Origin of the sequence: Psychrobacter sp. PL19 (assembly GCF_017875835.1) — a bacterium.
In the GTDB taxonomy this organism is placed as follows: domain Bacteria; phylum Pseudomonadota; class Gammaproteobacteria; order Pseudomonadales; family Moraxellaceae; genus Psychrobacter.
The window spans coordinates 230,228-249,097 of record NZ_JAGING010000001.1 but is presented as its reverse complement, the minus strand read 5'-3'; the positions used below and the strand labels follow the sequence as shown (position 1 = coordinate 249,097).

Below are 18,870 nucleotides of genomic sequence, written 5' to 3'. Positions count from 1 at the left end.
GAAATAAATGAGAGTTTTGGCATGGTTACTGCTGTGTAGTGTTAATTAAATATATTTATGATAGTTTATGGACTTCCAGCAGACTCAAGATGGTTTTACACTAATAGAAGTCATGATAGTAGTCGTTATCATTGGTATTTTGGCAGCTATTGCCATACCAAGCTATCGTTCATACGTTGGAAATGCTCAGAGTGGTGCCTGTCTGTTAGAAGTTAAAGGCTATAGTAATAAGGTTTTCCATACACTAAATGACCAAGACGATAGCACACTTCCTGTAGCACCGGTTACAGGTGCCTGTCAGTCTATTACCGATGCCACAGGCTGGACGTTGGATACTCAACAAAAAATTATAGCTACTGTCAAATCTTCTTTAAACGCTCAAATTGAATGCGATATTCCTAATGGAGCACCTTGTCGCGTATTGCCTTAAATTTTTATCTTTTTTTCTAACAGAGAGCGTAGGCAAGGAGGTAGGCTGTGGCTTTAGCCCAGCTCATAACTTTGCAATATCATAATGCTGGGCTAAAGCAGCAGCCTACAACATCGCTAATCTCAGTATTCGAAAGCCAAACCTAACGTTTGGCTTTCTTCATATTTCAAGCTTTGTTAATAATTGAACGCTATAAATAGTAAGTCGCATCATCCTGCCCATTTAACATAGTGTAAACTCCTTGTATAAATAGTTGTCACGCTGATGAGTCATTTTATGCAAAGAAAAGTCTTAGGGATATGTTTGGTCATCGCGCTACTCGAAGGCTTTGCCGGTCTCGGTATCGAGATCTATGCGATTCGGATATCAGCGACTTATATTGGCTCGTCCATCTCTATCACCGGCGTCATATTGGCGATGGTACTGATTGCAATAGCAGTTGGCTACTGGTATGGCGGACGTTTATCGCAAGATATCAAAACCCCAAGGCAAGCCTTATTAAAGGCGGGCCATGTGTTGTCGCTATCTGCTATTTCTCATGCTATCGCTTGTATTGTTCAACTGCCATTACTAGCCGCTATGACCTCGAGTACCAGCAGTCCTATTATAGCGGCTATGGGTGTCGGGCTGCTATTTGGCGTGGGGCTAGCGTTTGGCTCGACCGCTATTCCGCTGATTACCCAGTTTTTGTCATTGAAATATAAGAATCTTGACGGCAACAGCGGCGTGGATGCTGGCAAAAATGCAGGCATGATGGTGGCGATTACCACGGTTGGTAGTGTGCTTGGCTCAACACTAACACCGATTTTATTGTTGCCTTACATCGGCCTTACGAGCAGCTTGGCGCTATTTATAACGGCACTGGCGCTAAGTGCCTATCTGTGTACTCGGCTTGCTGTACAAGTGCACAGTGATGAGCCTATCAGTGAGCTGACACATAGCAAAAATAATTTACTGGCCATCTCAGCGGTGATAATAACGGGCGTTTTTATATTTTTTAATAAAGTCGATACCGGCTATCAGACCTCGACAGGCGCTTGGTTTGTTGATGAAATCATTGTAGATAATCAGCAAGCGGTCACGATTACCGATAAGCCCGGACAGACGACCAGTAGCTGCTGGATATATCTAACTAAAAAAAACTGTCACTGGTATGGCAAGATCACCGTAGCCGCTATCGAGCAAACAGCGCCTGACACCCTAGTGTTTTTAGGCGGGGCGGGTATGGGAACGCCGAGCGAAGTGGCGCATCATAACCCTGAGATGGCACTCACCGTCATCGATATCGACAAAGACTTACCAGACATTATCGAAGCGCATTTTTTAAAGGCATCTATAGCCAACAATATTGAATTCATAGGTGATGATGCTAGAGGTTATTTGACCCGTAATAGCGACGCTCGTTATGATTTTATGCTTATCGATGCCTTTCAAGGTCGCTATGTCGCCAGTAATTTATACACCCTTGAGGCCCTCACCCAATTTAAAAAAAACAGCAAATATATCATGGCGAATATAATAGGACAGCCAATCAAAGAGCACGGCTACACTCAAACACTTTTTAAAAACTGGCATGAGGTTTTTGGCGATAGCGCCTATGTACTTACCAGGAATGACAGTACAGATTTGCAAAACATCATGCTATGCAATTTTGCCTGTCCGGGCAGTCAAAAGCTGACTCAAGCGGAGTTTTTTAATAAAAGTCAAAAGGTACATACCGATGATCTACCAAGACTGGATAGATACTACTATCGATCCATTGAGAGCTTGTGAGTCGTTGGCTAGGTAGTGATTATAGACTTATCAATGTGACGAGCAGTTGTAATATTATTATAGTCAATATTTAATAAAATATAGCCATAATATTGCGCGGTTTTGTAGGGTGTGGTTAGTTTTATCAAATTCAACGACGTAAAAAAGGCTATAGCAAAAGCCATAGCCTACAAACAAATATTAAGCCAACACAAGAACGCTATCATATATCTGCAAAAGCTAGTTTTTCTACCACGTCAGGCATATAAGCACTGAGTACCGGTTGATCATCAAGTCCTAGCAGCTCATAGACTTGTCCACCGATACCGGGGATAACTTCTCCTGCTGGACTACGTTCTTCATCGATGGCAAAACATATAAACTTAAATTTATCCGAGATAGCATTCGGAAATTCAGCTTTCAACTTTTTTTCCGACTGCGTGTGAGCCACAGGCGTCAAGATAAATATATTCTCAATGTTTTTTATGTTTTCTAGCATCTCAATCAAATTGGTACGAACCACACAACTGCCTGACATTACCGACTTTACTATGATGATATTGGTAGCGGTCTCATATCCTGACTGGATAAATTTATGAACAATAGGCGCGACACTCGTCCGATTGGGCAGCTGATAATGATGGTTCCAAAAGACAGCAAGCTTAGTAGGTACGTTTTGGTCATGTAAAACGCTTGCCACACCGCGCTGCAAAAAGTCGGCGTCTTCAGCAGTTGAGATAATCAACGTCTCTTCATTATGCTGATGAGGCAATAGGGTAACGGTATAAGAGGCGAGCAGTTCACCAAGCGCTGTCATGTGCGTGCGATATTCGGCAGGCCTATTGACACTGTCCAATAAGCCTTGCAGATGGCGTTTAGCAGCTGTTGAGGCAATAGGCGTGTAAGTGCGATTAGTCATAGTCATCTTATACCGCTCCATTATCAGAAGAGCTTGAGTTTTTTTCGAGCGTGGGTTAGACATTCTGCCCAGCTAGGTTATGCAAGGTAAAGAATGCTGGGCTAAAGCCGCAACCATCATAGCAAATAAATAACCACCCAGCAGCATATCGCCGTTAGGTGGTTATTTTATTATCTTGAGAGATTAAACAGTATCAGTTTTTACTTACCTCTCTAAATACTGCAACTTACCTTCGACACCATCCCACTTTTCAGAATCTGGCATACTTTCCTTGATTTCTGTGATGTTTGGCCATTTTTGTGCCAGCTCTGCGTTGAGCTCAGTGTATATCTCTTGACCCTTCGGCACTTCATCTTCAGAAAATATGGCATTGGCAGGGCATTCAGGCTCGCATAGTGCGCAGTCGATGCACTCATCAGGATCGATGACTAGGAAATTAGGTCCTTCATAAAAGCAGTCCACAGGGCAGACTTCCACACAGTCGGTGTGTTTGCAAAGGATGCAGTTATCTGTAACGACAAAGGTCATATTGATGTCTACCTGTTATTGGTTCGGCGTATGAATAAAATAGATTGAAAATAAGGCATATTTTAGCGCTTTTACGTCCATTTAACAAACCCATTTAATGATTGATGAGTTGCTTAAGGTTATAAAGCAGATCATGGGCTTGTTTGGGCGTTAGGCTGTCAGGATCAAGGTCGTTGAGTTTATTATATAAGCTAAGCAGTTGTTTTTGTTTATTATTATAGATTGATGCTTCGTGTTGCACACGAGTAGTAACAGCGCCGATAGTCTCATTATTGCGAGTACTGGGTTGACGTTCATCGTTTCTTGACTTAGCTAAGTCATTTTTGTCATCAGTCAAAGACTGTGCAGGTGTCAAGTGTTCTGTTAAATAGCGTTTGGCATCACTAAGCACCTGGGTAGGAATGCCCGCCATTTTCGCCACATGCAGTCCAAAACTGGAGCTTGCCGCGCCATCACGAATTTGATGCAGTAGCAGCAATTGTCCGTCGATATCGCTTGCTGCCACGTGCACGTTACGGATGCCGTCCTGCTTGCCATTATCTTTGTTATCACTTTTGCTGTTATTGTTAGTATTGGCACCATTGTTATCAGCAAAACGACTGCTAAGGTTTTGGCCTAATTGGGTCAGCTCAAAATAATGAGTAGCAAATAAGGTCAGGCAGCCGATTTCTAAGAGTCGATTGACACAGGCATGAGCAATAGCCAGTCCATCAGTGGTTGATGTGCCGCGTCCAACTTCATCCATCAGCACGAGTGATTTATCAGTAGCTAGATTCAGAATATTGGCGGTCTCAATCATCTCGACCATAAAGGTTGATTTACCGCCAGCCAAATCATCTGCCGAGCCAATACGGGTAAAGATCCGATCGATATCACCGATATGCGCCTGAGTTGCTGGTACGAAACTACCGCAATGAGCGAGTAGAACAATCAGTGCGGTTTGGCGCATATAGGTCGATTTACCACCCATATTAGGACCGGTGATAATCATCAGTCGTTCAGGATGTTGCTCGCTACCCAGCTGGCAATCATTGGGCACGAAATGGCTGGTATGTTCGGTATTATGGTTGCTTGGATTGAACGCTGCTTCCACCACCACATGGCGACCGGCTCTGATGTCGATATTGGTTGCACTGTGAAACTCAATTTGGTTCTGATTAGGGCTATGTTTGTGTTTATAAGCTTTGTCAGTCTCTGCTGAAGATTTATTAATTAAGCCTTGGTTTTCTGAGTTGTTGCCTTTTAGATTACTGGTCATGATTGGACGTTGCCAGTTATAGGTAATGGCGAGTTGGGCCCAATTGCTGAGGACATCGAGTTGGGCAATGGCTGAGCTGAGCTGTTGCAGTTCTGCTAAATGGCTGCTGAGAGTAGTGAGAATTTCTTGATACAATTGCTTTTCGCGCGCCAACGCCAAAGTCTGTGCACTGAGATACTCAGTCTCGACTTCTTTTAACTCATCAGTGATAAAGCGTTCGCTACTTTTGAGAGTTTGCCGACGGATAAAATGGCCAGGTGCGTTTTTGGCTTGCATCTTGGGTAACTCAAAATAAAAGCCACTGACTTTGTTAAAGCCTACTTTTAAGCTTGGTAGTTGGTGCGCTTGCCGAGTGCGCTCTGCCATCTCATCAAGCGTCGCCTGGATATTGTCATGAAGATGGGTGAGGCGATCAAGATCTTCATCAAAACCGGCTGCCAACATACCGCCATCACGGACATGGGCAGGCGGCTCTATAATAATAGCGCGTTCAATCAAGTCAGCCACCGCTTGTACGGCTGGTAACTGCGCGGGTAATTGCTGCATCAACGACGGTAATAAGCCATCATGCTCAGGACGAATGCTGGATTCGGTCAGCAGGGTAGTTAGGTTTTCGCTGCTGACAATACCCTCGGCCAGCTTACGTAAGTCGCGCGGTTTGGCGCTCATGAGTCCGATACGACTGCTAATACGCTCGATATCACCAATCGCATTTAGAGTCTCGCGTAGATGCGCGACTAGTTTATGACCTGAAGATTTATGACCTGCAGGGGTTTTATTTAAAGCAGTATGGTTTAAAAGGTGGTTATTTGAACGACTATTATCCGAATCAACTGGCGCATAGTCCGTCTTATTATCTGTAGTTAATAGACTGGCAATGGCATCCAAGCGCTGATTGATTCGGGCATGTTGACGTAATGGACGTTTCATTTGTTGTACTAATAATCGGCGTCCCATTGCGGTTTTGCAATGATTAAGCACAGATATCAATGAGGTGCCATTGGCGCTAACTGGTGTGAACAGTTCAAGGTTCTGCTGGCTATTGGCATCAATGATCAGATAATCGTCGCCATTTTCAACAATCAGCTGGTTAACTTGTGGCACGTGGCGCTGCTGAGTTTGTCTAGCATAATGAATCAGAGCGGCGCAGCTGGATTGAGCCAGTGGTGCATCAGCAATACCCAAACCATCAAGTCGTTGCACTTCAAACTGCTGACATAGTGTCGCTGCTGCATGGTCGCGATGAAAGTCAGTGGCGGCTACTTCTATGATGGGACAATCGAGCTTACTGCGTAGCCACAGCAACCATTCTTCACTGATGGCTTCGCTGACAATGCATTCACTGGGCGCAAAGCGAGCTAACACGGTAAGCATCTGCGCTTGTAGGTCGCTAATGCCATTGTTAGCACTTTCAGCTGTTTTGTCAGTGGCTGTACTTAGCGTTTGCGTGGTCAATGTCCCTGCGGCCAAGTCCATTTGGCTGATTGCCGCCTGTAACGGCTGATTGCTACTGGCTTTAGGGCTGGCAATATCAATAGCAACCACAGTAGGGGTATGGTTAGGGGCAATCAGCGCATCATCGGTAATGGTGCCTGCAGTGAGGGTCTTGACCACTTCTCGGCGCATGATGGTGGCCGGCTTACCTTTACTACTGTCATTATTCTTTTTACTTTTATCACCGATAGCGGGTGAAGTAGCAGCGGATTCGTCAATTTGCTCACAGACCACCACCGTTTGTCCAGCGGCAATCAGTCGCGCCATATAGCTGTCTGCAGCGTGAAAGGGTACGCCTGCCATCGCAATAGTGTTGCCGGCTTTATCGGTACCACGGCGAGTAAGAGTAATGTCTAGCAGTTGGGCGGCGCGTTTGGCATCGTCAAAAAATAGCTCATAAAAATCGCCCATCCGATATAGTAGCATCGCTTGGGGGTAGTTGGCTTTCATGGTTAGGTATTGCACCATCATTGGGGTATGGTCAGCCAAATTATAGACCGCAGCGCCGATGGTTAACTGCTCAGAGGTCTTTGGTTTTGATAAATCATGCTCTGATGCAGTAAGTGTCAAGGAAGAATGGTTTTGAACAGATGGCTTAGCAGTCATGCAGGGTCTCTTATTTTTCTGAGCGTAATGGGTGTTTTAAATGAATCTTAACGCCAGTATTTTATTGGCTATCGCCGTTATATTTTTGATATAAATCGTTAAAAATAATACAAAAATAAGGCAACAATAAAGCTTATTTTAACATGACTAACTGGGTTTTGATGCGGACAAATATCTGCCCCTTGCTCTTGTATCCCTCAGCGCGATAACCATATATAATGACGGCACACTTAATTGGGTGATACTTAGTCGAGTGATAAAAAGGCGGCAGGCAGGCCTTTGATGACTATGTGCTGATTATCGAATATTTCCATAGGTTAAAAATTATGTTATCAAAGATTGTAGGCAGTGTAGTTGGCACCAAAAATGACCGAGAACTCAAGCGCATGCGCAAAGTGGTCAGCAAGATCAACGCACAAGAGGCTGGCATACAAGCCCTGTCTGATGAGCAGTTGCAACAAAAAACAGCAGAGCTCAAAGCGCGTTTCCAAAAAGACGAAAGCCTAGATGCGCTATTGCCTGAAGCGTTTGCGGTTTGCCGCGAGGCGTCGCTACGTATCACTGGCATGCGTCATTACGATGTGCAGCTGATTGGTGGTATCACCTTGCACGAAGGCAAAATCGCTGAGATGAAGACTGGTGAGGGTAAAACCTTAATGGCGACCTTGGCTATTTATCTGAATGGTATCAGCGGCAAAGGCGTGCATCTAGTTACGGTCAACGATTACTTGGCTGCCCGTGATGCGGATTTGAACCGTCCACTGTTTAACTTCTTAGGTTTGACAGTTGGGGTCATTTATTCACAGCAGCCGTCGCAAGAAAAAGTAGATGCTTATCAGGCCGACATTACCTACGGTACCAACAACGAATACGGCTTTGATTATCTACGCGATAATATGGTCTTTAGCCTAGGCGAAAAAAAGCAGCGTCCTCTGAACTTCTGTATTATTGATGAAATTGACTCCATCCTGATTGATGAAGCACGTACGCCACTGATTATCTCAGGACAGGCCGAAGACTCATCACGGATGTATGCCTTGATTAACACTATTATTCCGGTATTGATTCGCTCAAAAGACGAAGAAGCCAATAAGAATAATGAAGAAGAAGACTTCTGGATTGATGAAAAAAACCGCCAGATTGAAATCAGTGAAAAAGGCTATGAGAAAATTGAGCGCTTTTTAATTGAAGTCGGTGAGCTTGGCGAAAATGAAAGCCTTTACAGCCCCAGCCGTTTGCCATTATTAGCACACGTACAAGCCGCTATTCGCGCCCATCATGTGTTTGTCAAAAACGTTCACTATATCGTTGATGAAGGCGAAGTAGTCATCGTTGATGAAAACACCGGTCGTACCATGCCCGGTCGTCGTTGGTCAGAAGGCCTGCATCAAGCGGTAGAGGCCAAAGAAAACGCTGAGATTCAAGCCGAAAACCAAACCCTAGCGACCACCACCTTCCAGAACTTCTTCCGCCTATATAACAAGCTGTCAGGCATGACGGGTACCGCTGACACCGAAGCGGCAGAATTCAAATCGACTTATGATTTAGACGTGATTGTGATTCCGACTCATGAGCCGATTGCTCGGGTAGATATGGATGATCAAATCTTCTTAACCAAGTTAGGTAAATACAAAGGTATCATCCGCGAGATTAAAGAGATTCAGGCCAAAGGTGCGCCAGTACTAGTAGGTACGGCAACCATTGAAGCCAGTGAAGAATTATCGTATTTACTGGACCAAGAAGGCGTTAAGCATAACGTCTTGAACGCCAAACAGCATGAGCGTGAAGCAGAAATTATCGCGCAGGCGGGTAGCCCAAAATCAGTGACCATCGCTACTAACATGGCTGGTCGTGGTACCGACATTATCTTGGGTGGTAACTGGCAGTCTTTTATTGAAGATATAGACTCAGTCGGTCCAGAAGAAATGCAGCGCCTAAAAGCCCAATGGAAAGTGAAGCATGACCAAGTGGTCGATGCCGGTGGCTTACACATCGTTGGCTCTGAGCGTCATGAGTCGCGCCGTATTGACAATCAGCTGCGTGGTCGTGCCGGCCGTCAAGGTGACCCAGGTATGTCGCGTTTCTTCTTATCATTAGAAGATGACTTGATGCGAATCTTCGCCGGTGATCGCGTGGTCAATATGATGCGCGCTATGGGTCTGACAGAAGACGAAGCTATTGAGCATAAAATGGTCTCAAAATCGATTGAAAATGCGCAAGGTAAGGTTGAAAGTCGCGATTTTGATGCCCGTAAAAACCTACTAAAATATGATGACGTGGCCAATGATCAGCGTAAAGTCATTTACGGTCAGCGTGATGATTTACTCGCTGATATGGATTTGCTAGAAGCCATCAGAATCATGCATGGTGAAGTTTATAACGCCATGATCAGCCAGTTCATCCCGCCAGGCTCGGTCGATGATCAATGGAACGTTGATGGACTTGAAGACGAGCTTGACAGTGAGTTTAAAATAACCATGCCGGTTAATGATTGGCTCGATGAAGACCGTCGTCTGGACGAAGAAGGTCTACGTGCGAAAGTTATCGACACCGCCCTTGAACATTATCACGGTCGCCGTGAGCAAATGGGTGACAAAAGTGCTGCTCAACTTGAGCGTCACTTTATGCTACAGAGTTTAGACAAGCACTGGAAAGACCATCTAACGCAAATGGACCAACTGCGTAAAGGCATCCACTTGCGCGGTTATGCGCAAAAGAATCCTGAGCAAGAATACAAACGCGAGTCATTTGAGCTGTTCCAAATGATGCTCGGGGCCATTAAATCTGAGACCGTCCAAGACTTGTCACGCGTCCATATCCCGACTAAAGTAGAATTAGAGGCATTAGAAGCGCAACAACGCTCAGATGCGGCAAAAATGCAAATGCAGTTTGAGCACAGTGATGTCGATAATCTAGATAGCCTAGATATGATGGCAGCAGGCGAGTCGCAACCAGACGAACACAATCAAAACCAAGGCGCACGTGCCAATGGTCAGATGCGCGTCAATGTTGCTGGTGCAGCAGGTGCGGGAGCTGGGGCAGCTGCTGCTGAATCGAACCCTTATGCGGGTATGAATATTAGTCGTAATGCGCCTTGCCCCTGTGGTTCTGCGCTTAAATATAAGCAGTGTCACGGTAAGATTTAATCATTATTAGATCGTCCCATAATAAAAAAGTCCCTCGCTACCTCTTGTAGACAGGGACTTTTTTATACTGATAAATCAGGTATAGTCAATGAAAAGTAATATCGATACATAAGCTACTGCTGGCATAAGCTTTTCTTGCTTGCTGTGCCTACGCAGACAGAGGCTGCAAAAAGCTTATACCAGCAGTACCCTAGCGTGTTTAAGGTATTTTAACTATATTTGACAAGCAAGGCGCTTGACAAGTTAGGTGTTGGGCAAAATAGGCAAGTGGTTTGGCATTATGCAAACGTTAATGCGGCAACTGCCACAGCAGTTATGAGGTACTCTGTAGTCCCTGCTTACAATTTCGACATAGGCGTGTATATGTGGACACGCTATAGTATTTAGCATCTTAATATAGGAGAAAAACATGAATCTAGGACGATCAAAACAACTGCGCGCTTCTGTATTTGTGACCAGTTTATTGGTCAGTGCCATTGGCCTTAGCGCTTGCCAACAGCAATCAGAGATTGAGCCCAGTTTAGAAGACAGCATTAATGCGGAAGAGTCAGTTCCTATGTCGGCCGAACCTGCTGAGCCTAATAATGTGGTGGTCACTAATGAGGATGCCTCGTTAAATGAAGTGCAAGAGGATACGGTTGCCACGGTAAATACCGATGTGACTCAGATAACGTATTTGTGCTCACCTGAGCTTAAAATCGAAGCGACTTATAAAGACGCAGACAAGCAAGTGGTATTGGCAACAGAGCAAGGGACCTTGATGCTAACCAAAACCAATGACAGTAGCAGTCCTGAAATGTTTGAAGTAGCGACCGCGCTTGATGGCAGTAAAGGTGCTACCCAATGGCGTGTGGCTCATCAAGAGCGTGCAACTGGCGTAATGCGTACGGCGGGTGCAGATGAAGCCGATATAAACACTTACGAATGTAATAAAACCTAATAGGCTGAATGAGCTATATTCCACGGCCTAATTTTTATAACGGCCATAAAAAAAGCAACGTTCGCGTTGCTTTTTTCGTGCTTGATTTTTACATCGTTCCTAAAGGTTCACTTATTTATTATGAGTACGCGTACCTTCATGCTGCAAAAACCCTTCTTCTGTGATGTCTAGCTCTTCATGCTTGAGCTCGACTGTAATGTTGTCGGTATGGGTATGGGTGGTTTTACTGATCTCGACTTCTTGGATAGCATAAGTGTCTTTCGTAATAGTAGCCACTTGCCGCGATAAGACGATTTCCACTGGGGTGTCACCAATCTCAACTTGCTTACCGTTGATGGTAACCACCGCCTTGCTGTCTAATGAGGGTTCAACGTGACGCAAGATATCTTGGTCATCGTAATTGCCCGATAATAAATCTTGGCTCTCGGCATCGTTATATTCGGTTCGAATAGTGATATATTCCTCCACCAGCTCAATAGGCACTTCAATCATCTTAGTGCGCGAGTGCTTGGTAACAGTCACTTTTCCAACGTCTAAACGCTCTTTATTGACCACAGGGCGCTCTTCTAACAGTTCTAGATAATTGGTGGTACCTTGTTTGCTGATAGTACTAACAGCAGCGTTCTCTGTCAAATTAGGCGACTCTATTAAATTAGGCGACTCTATTAAATTAGGTGATTCTATTAAGTTAGGTGACTCTGTCAAGCTATCAGCATTCTGGTTGATACTAGGATCATCATGCTTTACGGTATTAACATTATCAACATCAGTAGGCGATAAGCTAGCAGTGGTTTGGTTGACGTCATTGTTATTATGATCAGTACTCATGATTGTAGTCCCTATTATTAACGGTGAAGTATTAATTATTAAATATGAGTTATTAAATATGAGTTATTGGCTGCCCACTCGAAAAGGTCAGAGACCCACTCTGACCTTAATTTATAAACTAGACGTCGTTATTAATAATGGTTATTAATAGTAGCTACTCATTACATACCACGAGCGCGGCGCACGTCGTCAGCAGTGATATCATCACGGTCAATAATATTACCTTCACGGTCTACAACGTTACCATCACGGTCAATATCTAACTCTTCACGTTGGATAGTCTCAATGATAGTCTCGGTACGACGCTCAGTCGTTTTGCCTACGTTGACTTCTTCTGCAACATAAGTTTCTTTACTAACACGCGCACGTTCAGCTTCTAACTCGACTTCAATGGTCTCGTTACCATCCACATCCCCGATACGGCGATCTGTTGGGCGATCGACATTCGTACGTTCAATGTGAGCATGCTCTTCTTCTAGATCAACTTCAACATTACGTTCTTCAGTAACGACATGCTTACCTACTTTTACTAAACCTGCGACAATGTGGTCTTTATTAACGGTCAGACGCTCTTCTAATAGTTCGAGAGTATTTGGTGCATTGTAATCAGTATCTTGCATTTCCATGCGTTCTTCAGTAGGAACTGTGTCTGCAACGAATGCTTTACGATCGTTTTCGTACTGCTCTTTGTAACTGTACTGATAGTCGTGATCGTATACTTCCATTGCCTCTACTTGTGATTCAGTCAGGCTGTCAAAGAATACATCGTCACCAATGATACGTGCCAAGCCTGCGGGTACCAGCACGTCTTTTGAGCTGAACCAACCGCCGGCATCAACAATTAAATAACGGATACGACCAGTAGTGTCTTCTACTAGTGCGCCCTCGATCTTACCTATTTTTTCTTCATTAGCACCATAAGCAGTTTTGCCTGTTGGATCGTAATAATCGTCACCGATTAGGTCGCGATGAGTCGCTTGAATGTCTTGTAAACGAATGAGTTGGCTCATTATTGTCTTCCTTTTATGTAAGTAAATTGGTGTCATTGAATAAAAATAAAAATAAAAATAAAACGTAAAACAATTGCGTCAAAATCTAACGCTAGCTATCAATGTATTATTGAACATTCCTATAAAACACTTAATAGTCATTTGATTTTTCTATTTGCTTTTGCTATTAAAAGTTCAATGCGACAGCTGAGAAAATTATAATATTTAAAGAATTACCATTAGCTGCTGCTCTTGCACCTTATGATTATCGTAACATTGGTTTTTTAAATGAGATATATAAGCCAAGTAGCAAAGTGTGCATCTGACGTAAATCTGTGTAATGGGCTGTAAGCGTAATAATATCGCATAGGTACAAGTTAACGCTTTTTTACAATGCAAACTATTCTTGATATTCTCATAAAGTTTCAGTACACAAGCTTTCAGCTACCAAAATACTTACCTATAAGCTTAAGGTAGGAGCATAGTGCAACACCCTTACGCGAGGATAAGTCTGCGGGTACAAAAAAACCGCATTGTACGCTGACAATGCGGTCCTATTTGATTCTAACAATCAACTATAGTCACTGAAAAGTAATATCGATACATAACGTACTGCTGGCATACGTTTTTCTTGCTTGCTGTGCCTACGCAGACAGAGGCTGCAAAAAGCTTATACCAGCAGTACCGTCGCGTTTTTCAAGGTATTTTAGCGATACCGATATCTTGAGCCCTATTAATCTATCTTAAATCAATAAGACTTCATTAATATAGTTTGCGACAAAACTCATTATATGATGAGTCTGGTCGCGAGCTAAAGGTTTAGGCCAGTTCGATAGCCACAGCTACTGCTTCACCACCACCGATACATAAGGTTGCGACGCCTTTTTTGCCACCAGTACGTGTTAGCGAGTTAATCAGGGTTACCAAGATACGTGCGCCTGAACAGCCGACTGGATGACCAAGAGCACAAGCGCCGCCTTCGATATTAACCTTAGCGTGTTCAATTTTTAGCTCGTCCATGGTCAGCATAGTCACCATCGCAAAAGCTTCATTAATTTCCCACAGATCGACATCTGCAACTGACCAGCCTGCATTGGCCAATACTTTTTCGACAGCGCCAACTGGCGCAATAGTAAATTCGCTTGGGTGACGCGAGTTTGAAGATGTCGCAATTATGCGTGCCTGATATTCTAGGCCTTCAGATTTGGCTTGTGACTCTTTCATCAAGACGACCGCTGCCGCGCCGTCTGAGATTGAGCTGGCATTGGCTGCAGTAATCGTACCGTCTTTGGCAAACGCAGGGCGTAAGGTTGGAATACGCTCAGCATTGGCAAGACCAGGCTCTTCATCAGTCTCGACTGTTGCTTCACCCTTACGAGTCTTAAAAGTAACCGGGGTAATTTCATTTTTGAAGTGACCGTCTTTGATAGCGGTCAACGCACGATTGAGCGACTCAATCGCAAAGTCATCCATTTGCTCACGGGTATAACCCTTCTTGTCAGCGACTTCTTGAGCAAACTGCCCCATAAGCTTGCCAGTCTCAGCATCTTCTAGACCATCTAAGAACATGTGGTCCTTTACTTCTTTATGGCCCATGCGATAACCCTCGCGCGCACCTGGCATGAGGTAAGGGGCATTAGTCATAGACTCCATACCACCGGCGACCGCCACATTGAAGCTACCGGCCTTGATGCCGTCATGGGCTTGCATAACGGCTTTGAGTCCTGAGCCGCACAGTTTATTAATGGTGACGGCACCCGTGGTATCTGGCAGGCCTGCTTTACGCATGGCTTGACGAGCAGGACCTTGGCCAAGTCCAGCGGTCAAGATACAACCCATAATCACTTCGTCAACACTATCAGGGCTAACACCAGCGCGGGCAACAGCAGCTTTAATAGCGGTAGCGCCTAAATCGGTAGCAGTAACATCCTTGAGAGCGCCTTGAAAGCCACCCATTGGGGTACGTGCGCCATTAACAATTACAATCGCATCATTCGACATCGTTATTCTTCCTTGTTTATCTGTTTTAATTAAAAACTTATCAATAAATAAGTTAACACCCTGTTATACCCAGTTTCTTAGCGGGTAACTATCATCATCCACATTGGATGATTAAAAAGCAAGCACGAGAGAGTCAAAATCAAGCGCGCGTTATTATCTTAAGCGAGCTCATCTAAACGAATGCGTACTACCTTATCGGTAACAGTAGCCAGTTTTTCAATTCTTTCGATGGCTAAATTCATTTGGCTTTCAACCACCGGTAGTGTCAAAATAATCACCGGAACCTGGCCCACTTTATGAGCAGGTTTTTGTAAAATAGCGTCAATATTAATGCCGGCATCGCTCAAGATACGGGTAATATCGGCCAATACACCTGGATTGTCATAAGCATGTACGCGCAAATAATAGCCGGTAATCATTTGCTCAGCGCGTAGTATGGGCGTATTAGATAGCTGCTCAGGAATAAAGGCTAAATGTGGTACATGATGGCTGTTGTTGCCGGGATTATTGTGATCGTCAGATCCCAAAACCCGTACCAAATCCATGACATCCGCCATCACGGCAGAGGCCGTGGCACCGGCACCGGCGCCATCACCATAATATAGGGTCTGACCAAGCGGATGCGAATTCACCAATACTGCGTTTTTGACCCCATTTACATTTGCCAACAGGGTATCTTGTGGAATTAGCGTTGGATGTACACGTAGCTCGATACCCGCATTATCATCATTGCTGGTTTCATCACCAGTACTGTTACGACGAACTGCAAAGCCGACATGCTTGATGCGATAGCCCAGCTCTTCGGCATAATTGACATCTTGCAAGGTGATGTTTCTGATACCTTCGCAGTAGACTTTATCGAACTGTAAAGGAATACCAAAGGCGATAGAAGCCAGTAACGCCAGTTTGTGCGCAGCATCAATACCTTCAACATCGAAAGTAGGATCCGCTTCTGCGTAGCCAAGCTCCTGCGCCTCTTGAAGCACATCCTCGAATGGACGACCCTTATCACGCATCTCAGTCATGATAAAGTTGCCCGTACCATTAATGATACCTGCCAGCCAATCGACTTTATTGGCGGCGAGGGCCTCACGCATTACTTTAATAATAGGAATACCACCAGCAACGGCCGCTTCATAAGCAACGTGCACCTGGTTTGCTTCAGCCAAGGCAAAAATCTCATTGCCATGTTCAGCCAGTAATGCCTTGTTGGCAGTGACCACATGTTTGCCATGTCTGATGGCGTGCATGATGACCTCTTTGGCAAGCGTGGTACCACCAATCAATTCGATCACAATATCGACGTTATCGCTGGCGGCGGTTGCCATTAAATCACTGTTTTGGATAATATTAGGGTCAATATCGTCACGCTGACGACGCGTACCGACCTCAGTAATGACGATATCACGTCCGCTGCGACGCTTTAGCTCGCCTAAATTATCGTTTATTAGATTGACCACGCCAGTACCGACGGTACCTAGGCCAAGTATCGCTAGTTTGATGGATTTACTCACAGTATCCTCAAGAGATTAAATGGGTGGATAAAAAATATAGACAAAAAGGGTGCTGCAGATTTTGCATAGCGCTTTATCTTATCATACCGACAAGCATTTGTTGCGTCTACTCACTGTCGCACGCTGATTAGTTAGCGCCTACGGCTTGTGCCAGTTCCGCCGCTGGTAGATAACCGCCCACCTGCTGTCCGGACTCAGTAAAGATAGCAGGGGTACCGCGTACACCCAAGGCTCTTCCAAGTGCCATTTGTGCTTGAACGGGGTTGCTACAGCTAGGTGCCTGTACATTGGCCCCCATTTTGGCTTGATCCATCGCCGCGTTGCGGTCTTGACTACACCAAATGGCCTCCATTTTTGGAATGGTTTCTTCACTACGGGGCCATGCTAAATAACGTACTTCGATGCCGCGAGCGTTGATGTCATCCATCTCTTCGTGCAATTTACGACAGTAACCGCAATCAGCATCCGTAAAGGCGTAAACCACCGCTTTGGTCTTACCTGCTGCCGGATAGATAACCATGTCTTTTTTATCGACTTTTTTTAGCGCATCTCGTGCCGTATTGGCGACTAATTCGCCACTGATATCAACGGGTGCGCCTTGTCCAACAGCGATAATTTGCCCTTGAATAATATGTTTGCCTGACTTGTCAGTAAAAAACGCTGGTAATCCTTCGGCAGTCACCCAATAAATACCATCCATATCCGTTGGCACTGCTGAGAGAATTTTTTCTTCAATACCTGAGGTTTTTAAATTGGCTTGTAAGGCCTTAACCACGGCAGCGTCGTTACCTTCTGCTGTTGTTATACTGGTCTTTGCTTGTGCGCTGTTTACAATCGCAGTATTACTACTACTAGTAGCATCGGCGGCGTTATTAGAGCAACCAGCGGCAACCATGACCAATAATCCACTCATTAAGGCGCGTGATAAATTATTACCCGCCGGTTTTTTGGTAGACGTTTTCACAGTAGCATTAGAAAAAGGTGAGAAGGACATATGACGTTTCCTATAGGCAGGCGTGCCCAATCGTGTGTACATGACAAGAGCATCAAGGTAAGGGTTAGAACGACTGATAAATAAAGGTGACAATACGATGCAGCTAAATGATGCAGCTAAATGATGCAGCTAAATGATGTTGCTAAATGATGTTGCTAAATGATGTTGCTAAATGATGTTGCTAAATGATGTTGCTAATTAAACGCTTCTTGATGGATCGTTTTAAATGGTTTTTGATACTAAAAAATGCATAATTGATTGAGATAAAATGCTCTATATTAACATATTTTCATAAATGACAGCCAAAAGCTGTCTGCTCATCTTTCTAAATACATCATAAGTGACGCTTCATAATAAAAAACAAGATACATTTTTGCTATGTTATATGATTACGTGTCTAGGTAATCTACAAGAAATTGTATAGTCTATAACTATTAGATTTAACGCTCGTTATTTGATATCCACTCATTTAAACCAACTTATACTAAGGAGACCCCATGGCAGGTGGCAGTCTATTACTATTGCTTGATGACATTAGTCTATTGATGGATGACGTCTCTGTCATGACTAAGGTGGCGGCTAAAAAAACAGCGGGTTTGGTAGGCGATGACCTAGCACTCAACGCCGAGCAAGTGACTGGTGTCAAGCCCAGCCGTGAGCTGCCTGTCATTTGGGCAGTCGCTAAAGGCTCTTTTATTAATAAATTGATTTTAGTGCCCGCTGCTTTATTAATAAGTACCGTCTATCCACCGTTAGTGACGTTATTGTTAATGTGCGGTGGGCTGTTTTTGGCCTACGAAGGGGCGGAGAAGGTCATTCATAAGTTTTGGCCTACCTTATTGCCGCATGATGAAGAGCAAAATGCGCGCCGGCAAGCCAACGCCGATGAAACGGTCGATTTGGTCGCCTTTGAAAAGCAAAAAATAAAAGGGGCGATTCGTACCGATTTTATCTTATCAGCTGAAATCTTAGTCATCTCTTTAGGTGCAATAACAGCAGCTGGGGCCGGTATCTTAGAAAAAGCGGTGGTACTATCGATTATTGCTATTGTGGTGACTGTCGGTATTTATGGCCTAGTTGCAGGTATTGTAAAAATTGATGATGCCGGCCTACATTTGATCGAGAAGCCAGATGCTAGTGCGGGTACGCGTAAGCTTGGTGAATTCATGCTGGCTGCTGCGCCAAAACTGATGAAGTTTTTATCGATTGCCGGTACGCTGGCGATGTTCTTAGTCGGTGGTGGTATTTTAGTACATGGTATTGGCTTTTTAGAGCATGGCGTAGAAGACTTAGCACATCTAACAGGGGTTTTTGAGAGTGCGACCACTATGTTATTAAATGGCCTGGTTGGTCTAATTGTCGGTGTAATAGTGGTTGCTATTATTACTGTCATTGGTAAAATACGAAATAAAGGCTAAGACGCACCTGCTGCCCATTAAATAAGTAGCTGATTAAAACACGTTCAGTCAAG

At 44.4% G+C, this 18,870-nt stretch carries 13 protein-coding genes; 5 read left to right on the top strand and 8 right to left on the bottom strand.

Annotated elements, in window-relative coordinates; genetic code table 11:
- Positions 1-67 precede the first annotated feature (67 nt).
- Both H4W00_RS00935 and H4W00_RS00930 read left to right on the top strand, forming a co-directional pair.
- A complete protein-coding gene (locus H4W00_RS00935) occupies positions 68-430 on the top strand; it encodes a prepilin-type N-terminal cleavage/methylation domain-containing protein (RefSeq protein ID WP_209955572.1) in 363 nt (120 codons plus the stop codon).
- Between the two features lie 276 nt (positions 431-706).
- Positions 707-2,203 (top strand): fused MFS/spermidine synthase, encoded by a 1,497-nt coding sequence (locus H4W00_RS00930; protein WP_209955570.1) that lies wholly within the window; start codon positions 707-709, stop codon positions 2,201-2,203.
- Between the two features lie 202 nt (positions 2,204-2,405).
- On the opposite strand, the gene H4W00_RS00925 is transcribed toward H4W00_RS00930, so the two are convergent.
- From H4W00_RS00925 to mutS, 3 genes are all read right to left on the bottom strand, one after another.
- Entirely contained in the window at positions 2,406-3,107 is a 702-nt protein-coding gene (locus H4W00_RS00925) for a hypothetical protein (protein ID WP_209955568.1), read from the bottom strand.
- Positions 3,108-3,305: 198 nt separating this feature from the next.
- Positions 3,306-3,629, bottom strand: a complete 324-nt coding sequence (fdxA, locus tag H4W00_RS00920) for a ferredoxin FdxA (protein ID WP_209955566.1) — start codon at positions 3,627-3,629, stop codon at positions 3,306-3,308.
- Positions 3,630-3,723: 94 nt separating this feature from the next.
- On the bottom strand, positions 3,724-6,987 hold the full coding sequence (gene mutS, locus H4W00_RS00915) for a DNA mismatch repair protein MutS (protein ID WP_209955564.1): 3,264 nt from the start codon (positions 6,985-6,987) through the stop codon (positions 3,724-3,726).
- A gap of 326 nt (positions 6,988-7,313) precedes the next feature.
- On the opposite strand from mutS, the gene secA reads away from it, so the two are divergent.
- On the top strand, positions 7,314-10,133 hold the full coding sequence (secA, locus tag H4W00_RS00910) for a preprotein translocase subunit SecA (RefSeq protein WP_209955562.1): 2,820 nt from the start codon (positions 7,314-7,316) through the stop codon (positions 10,131-10,133).
- A gap of 409 nt (positions 10,134-10,542) precedes the next feature.
- On the top strand, positions 10,543-11,073 hold the full coding sequence (locus H4W00_RS00905) for a hypothetical protein (RefSeq protein WP_209955560.1): 531 nt from the start codon (positions 10,543-10,545) through the stop codon (positions 11,071-11,073).
- A 111-nt stretch (positions 11,074-11,184) separates the two neighbouring features.
- Here the strand turns inward: H4W00_RS00905 and H4W00_RS00900 are convergent, their stop codons facing one another.
- The 5 genes from H4W00_RS00900 to H4W00_RS00880 all read right to left on the bottom strand — a co-directional run bounded on the left by H4W00_RS00900 (position 11,185) and on the right by H4W00_RS00880 (position 17,318).
- Positions 11,185-11,901 (bottom strand): YsnF/AvaK domain-containing protein, encoded by a 717-nt coding sequence (locus tag H4W00_RS00900; protein WP_334684830.1) that lies wholly within the window; start codon positions 11,899-11,901, stop codon positions 11,185-11,187.
- Positions 11,902-12,062: 161 nt separating this feature from the next.
- Positions 12,063-12,911, bottom strand: a complete 849-nt coding sequence (locus H4W00_RS00895; RefSeq protein ID WP_209955558.1) for a DUF2382 domain-containing protein — start codon at positions 12,909-12,911, stop codon at positions 12,063-12,065.
- Between the two features lie 798 nt (positions 12,912-13,709).
- A complete protein-coding gene (locus H4W00_RS00890) occupies positions 13,710-14,891 on the bottom strand; it encodes a thiolase family protein (RefSeq protein WP_209955556.1) in 1,182 nt (393 codons plus the stop codon).
- A gap of 158 nt (positions 14,892-15,049) precedes the next feature.
- Positions 15,050-16,405: a homoserine dehydrogenase gene (locus H4W00_RS00885; protein ID WP_209955553.1), complete on the bottom strand. Its 1,356-nt coding sequence runs from the start codon at positions 16,403-16,405 to the stop codon at positions 15,050-15,052.
- A 127-nt stretch (positions 16,406-16,532) separates the two neighbouring features.
- Positions 16,533-17,318, bottom strand: a complete 786-nt coding sequence (locus H4W00_RS00880) for a DsbC family protein (RefSeq protein ID WP_334684982.1) — start codon at positions 17,316-17,318, stop codon at positions 16,533-16,535.
- Between the two features lie 578 nt (positions 17,319-17,896).
- Here H4W00_RS00880 and H4W00_RS00875 point away from each other — a divergent pair.
- The gene (locus tag H4W00_RS00875) at positions 17,897-18,817 is read left to right on the top strand and encodes a DUF808 domain-containing protein (protein ID WP_209955550.1); all 921 of its coding nucleotides are present in this window, start codon (positions 17,897-17,899) and stop codon (positions 18,815-18,817) included.
- Positions 18,818-18,870: the final 53 nt, after the last annotated feature.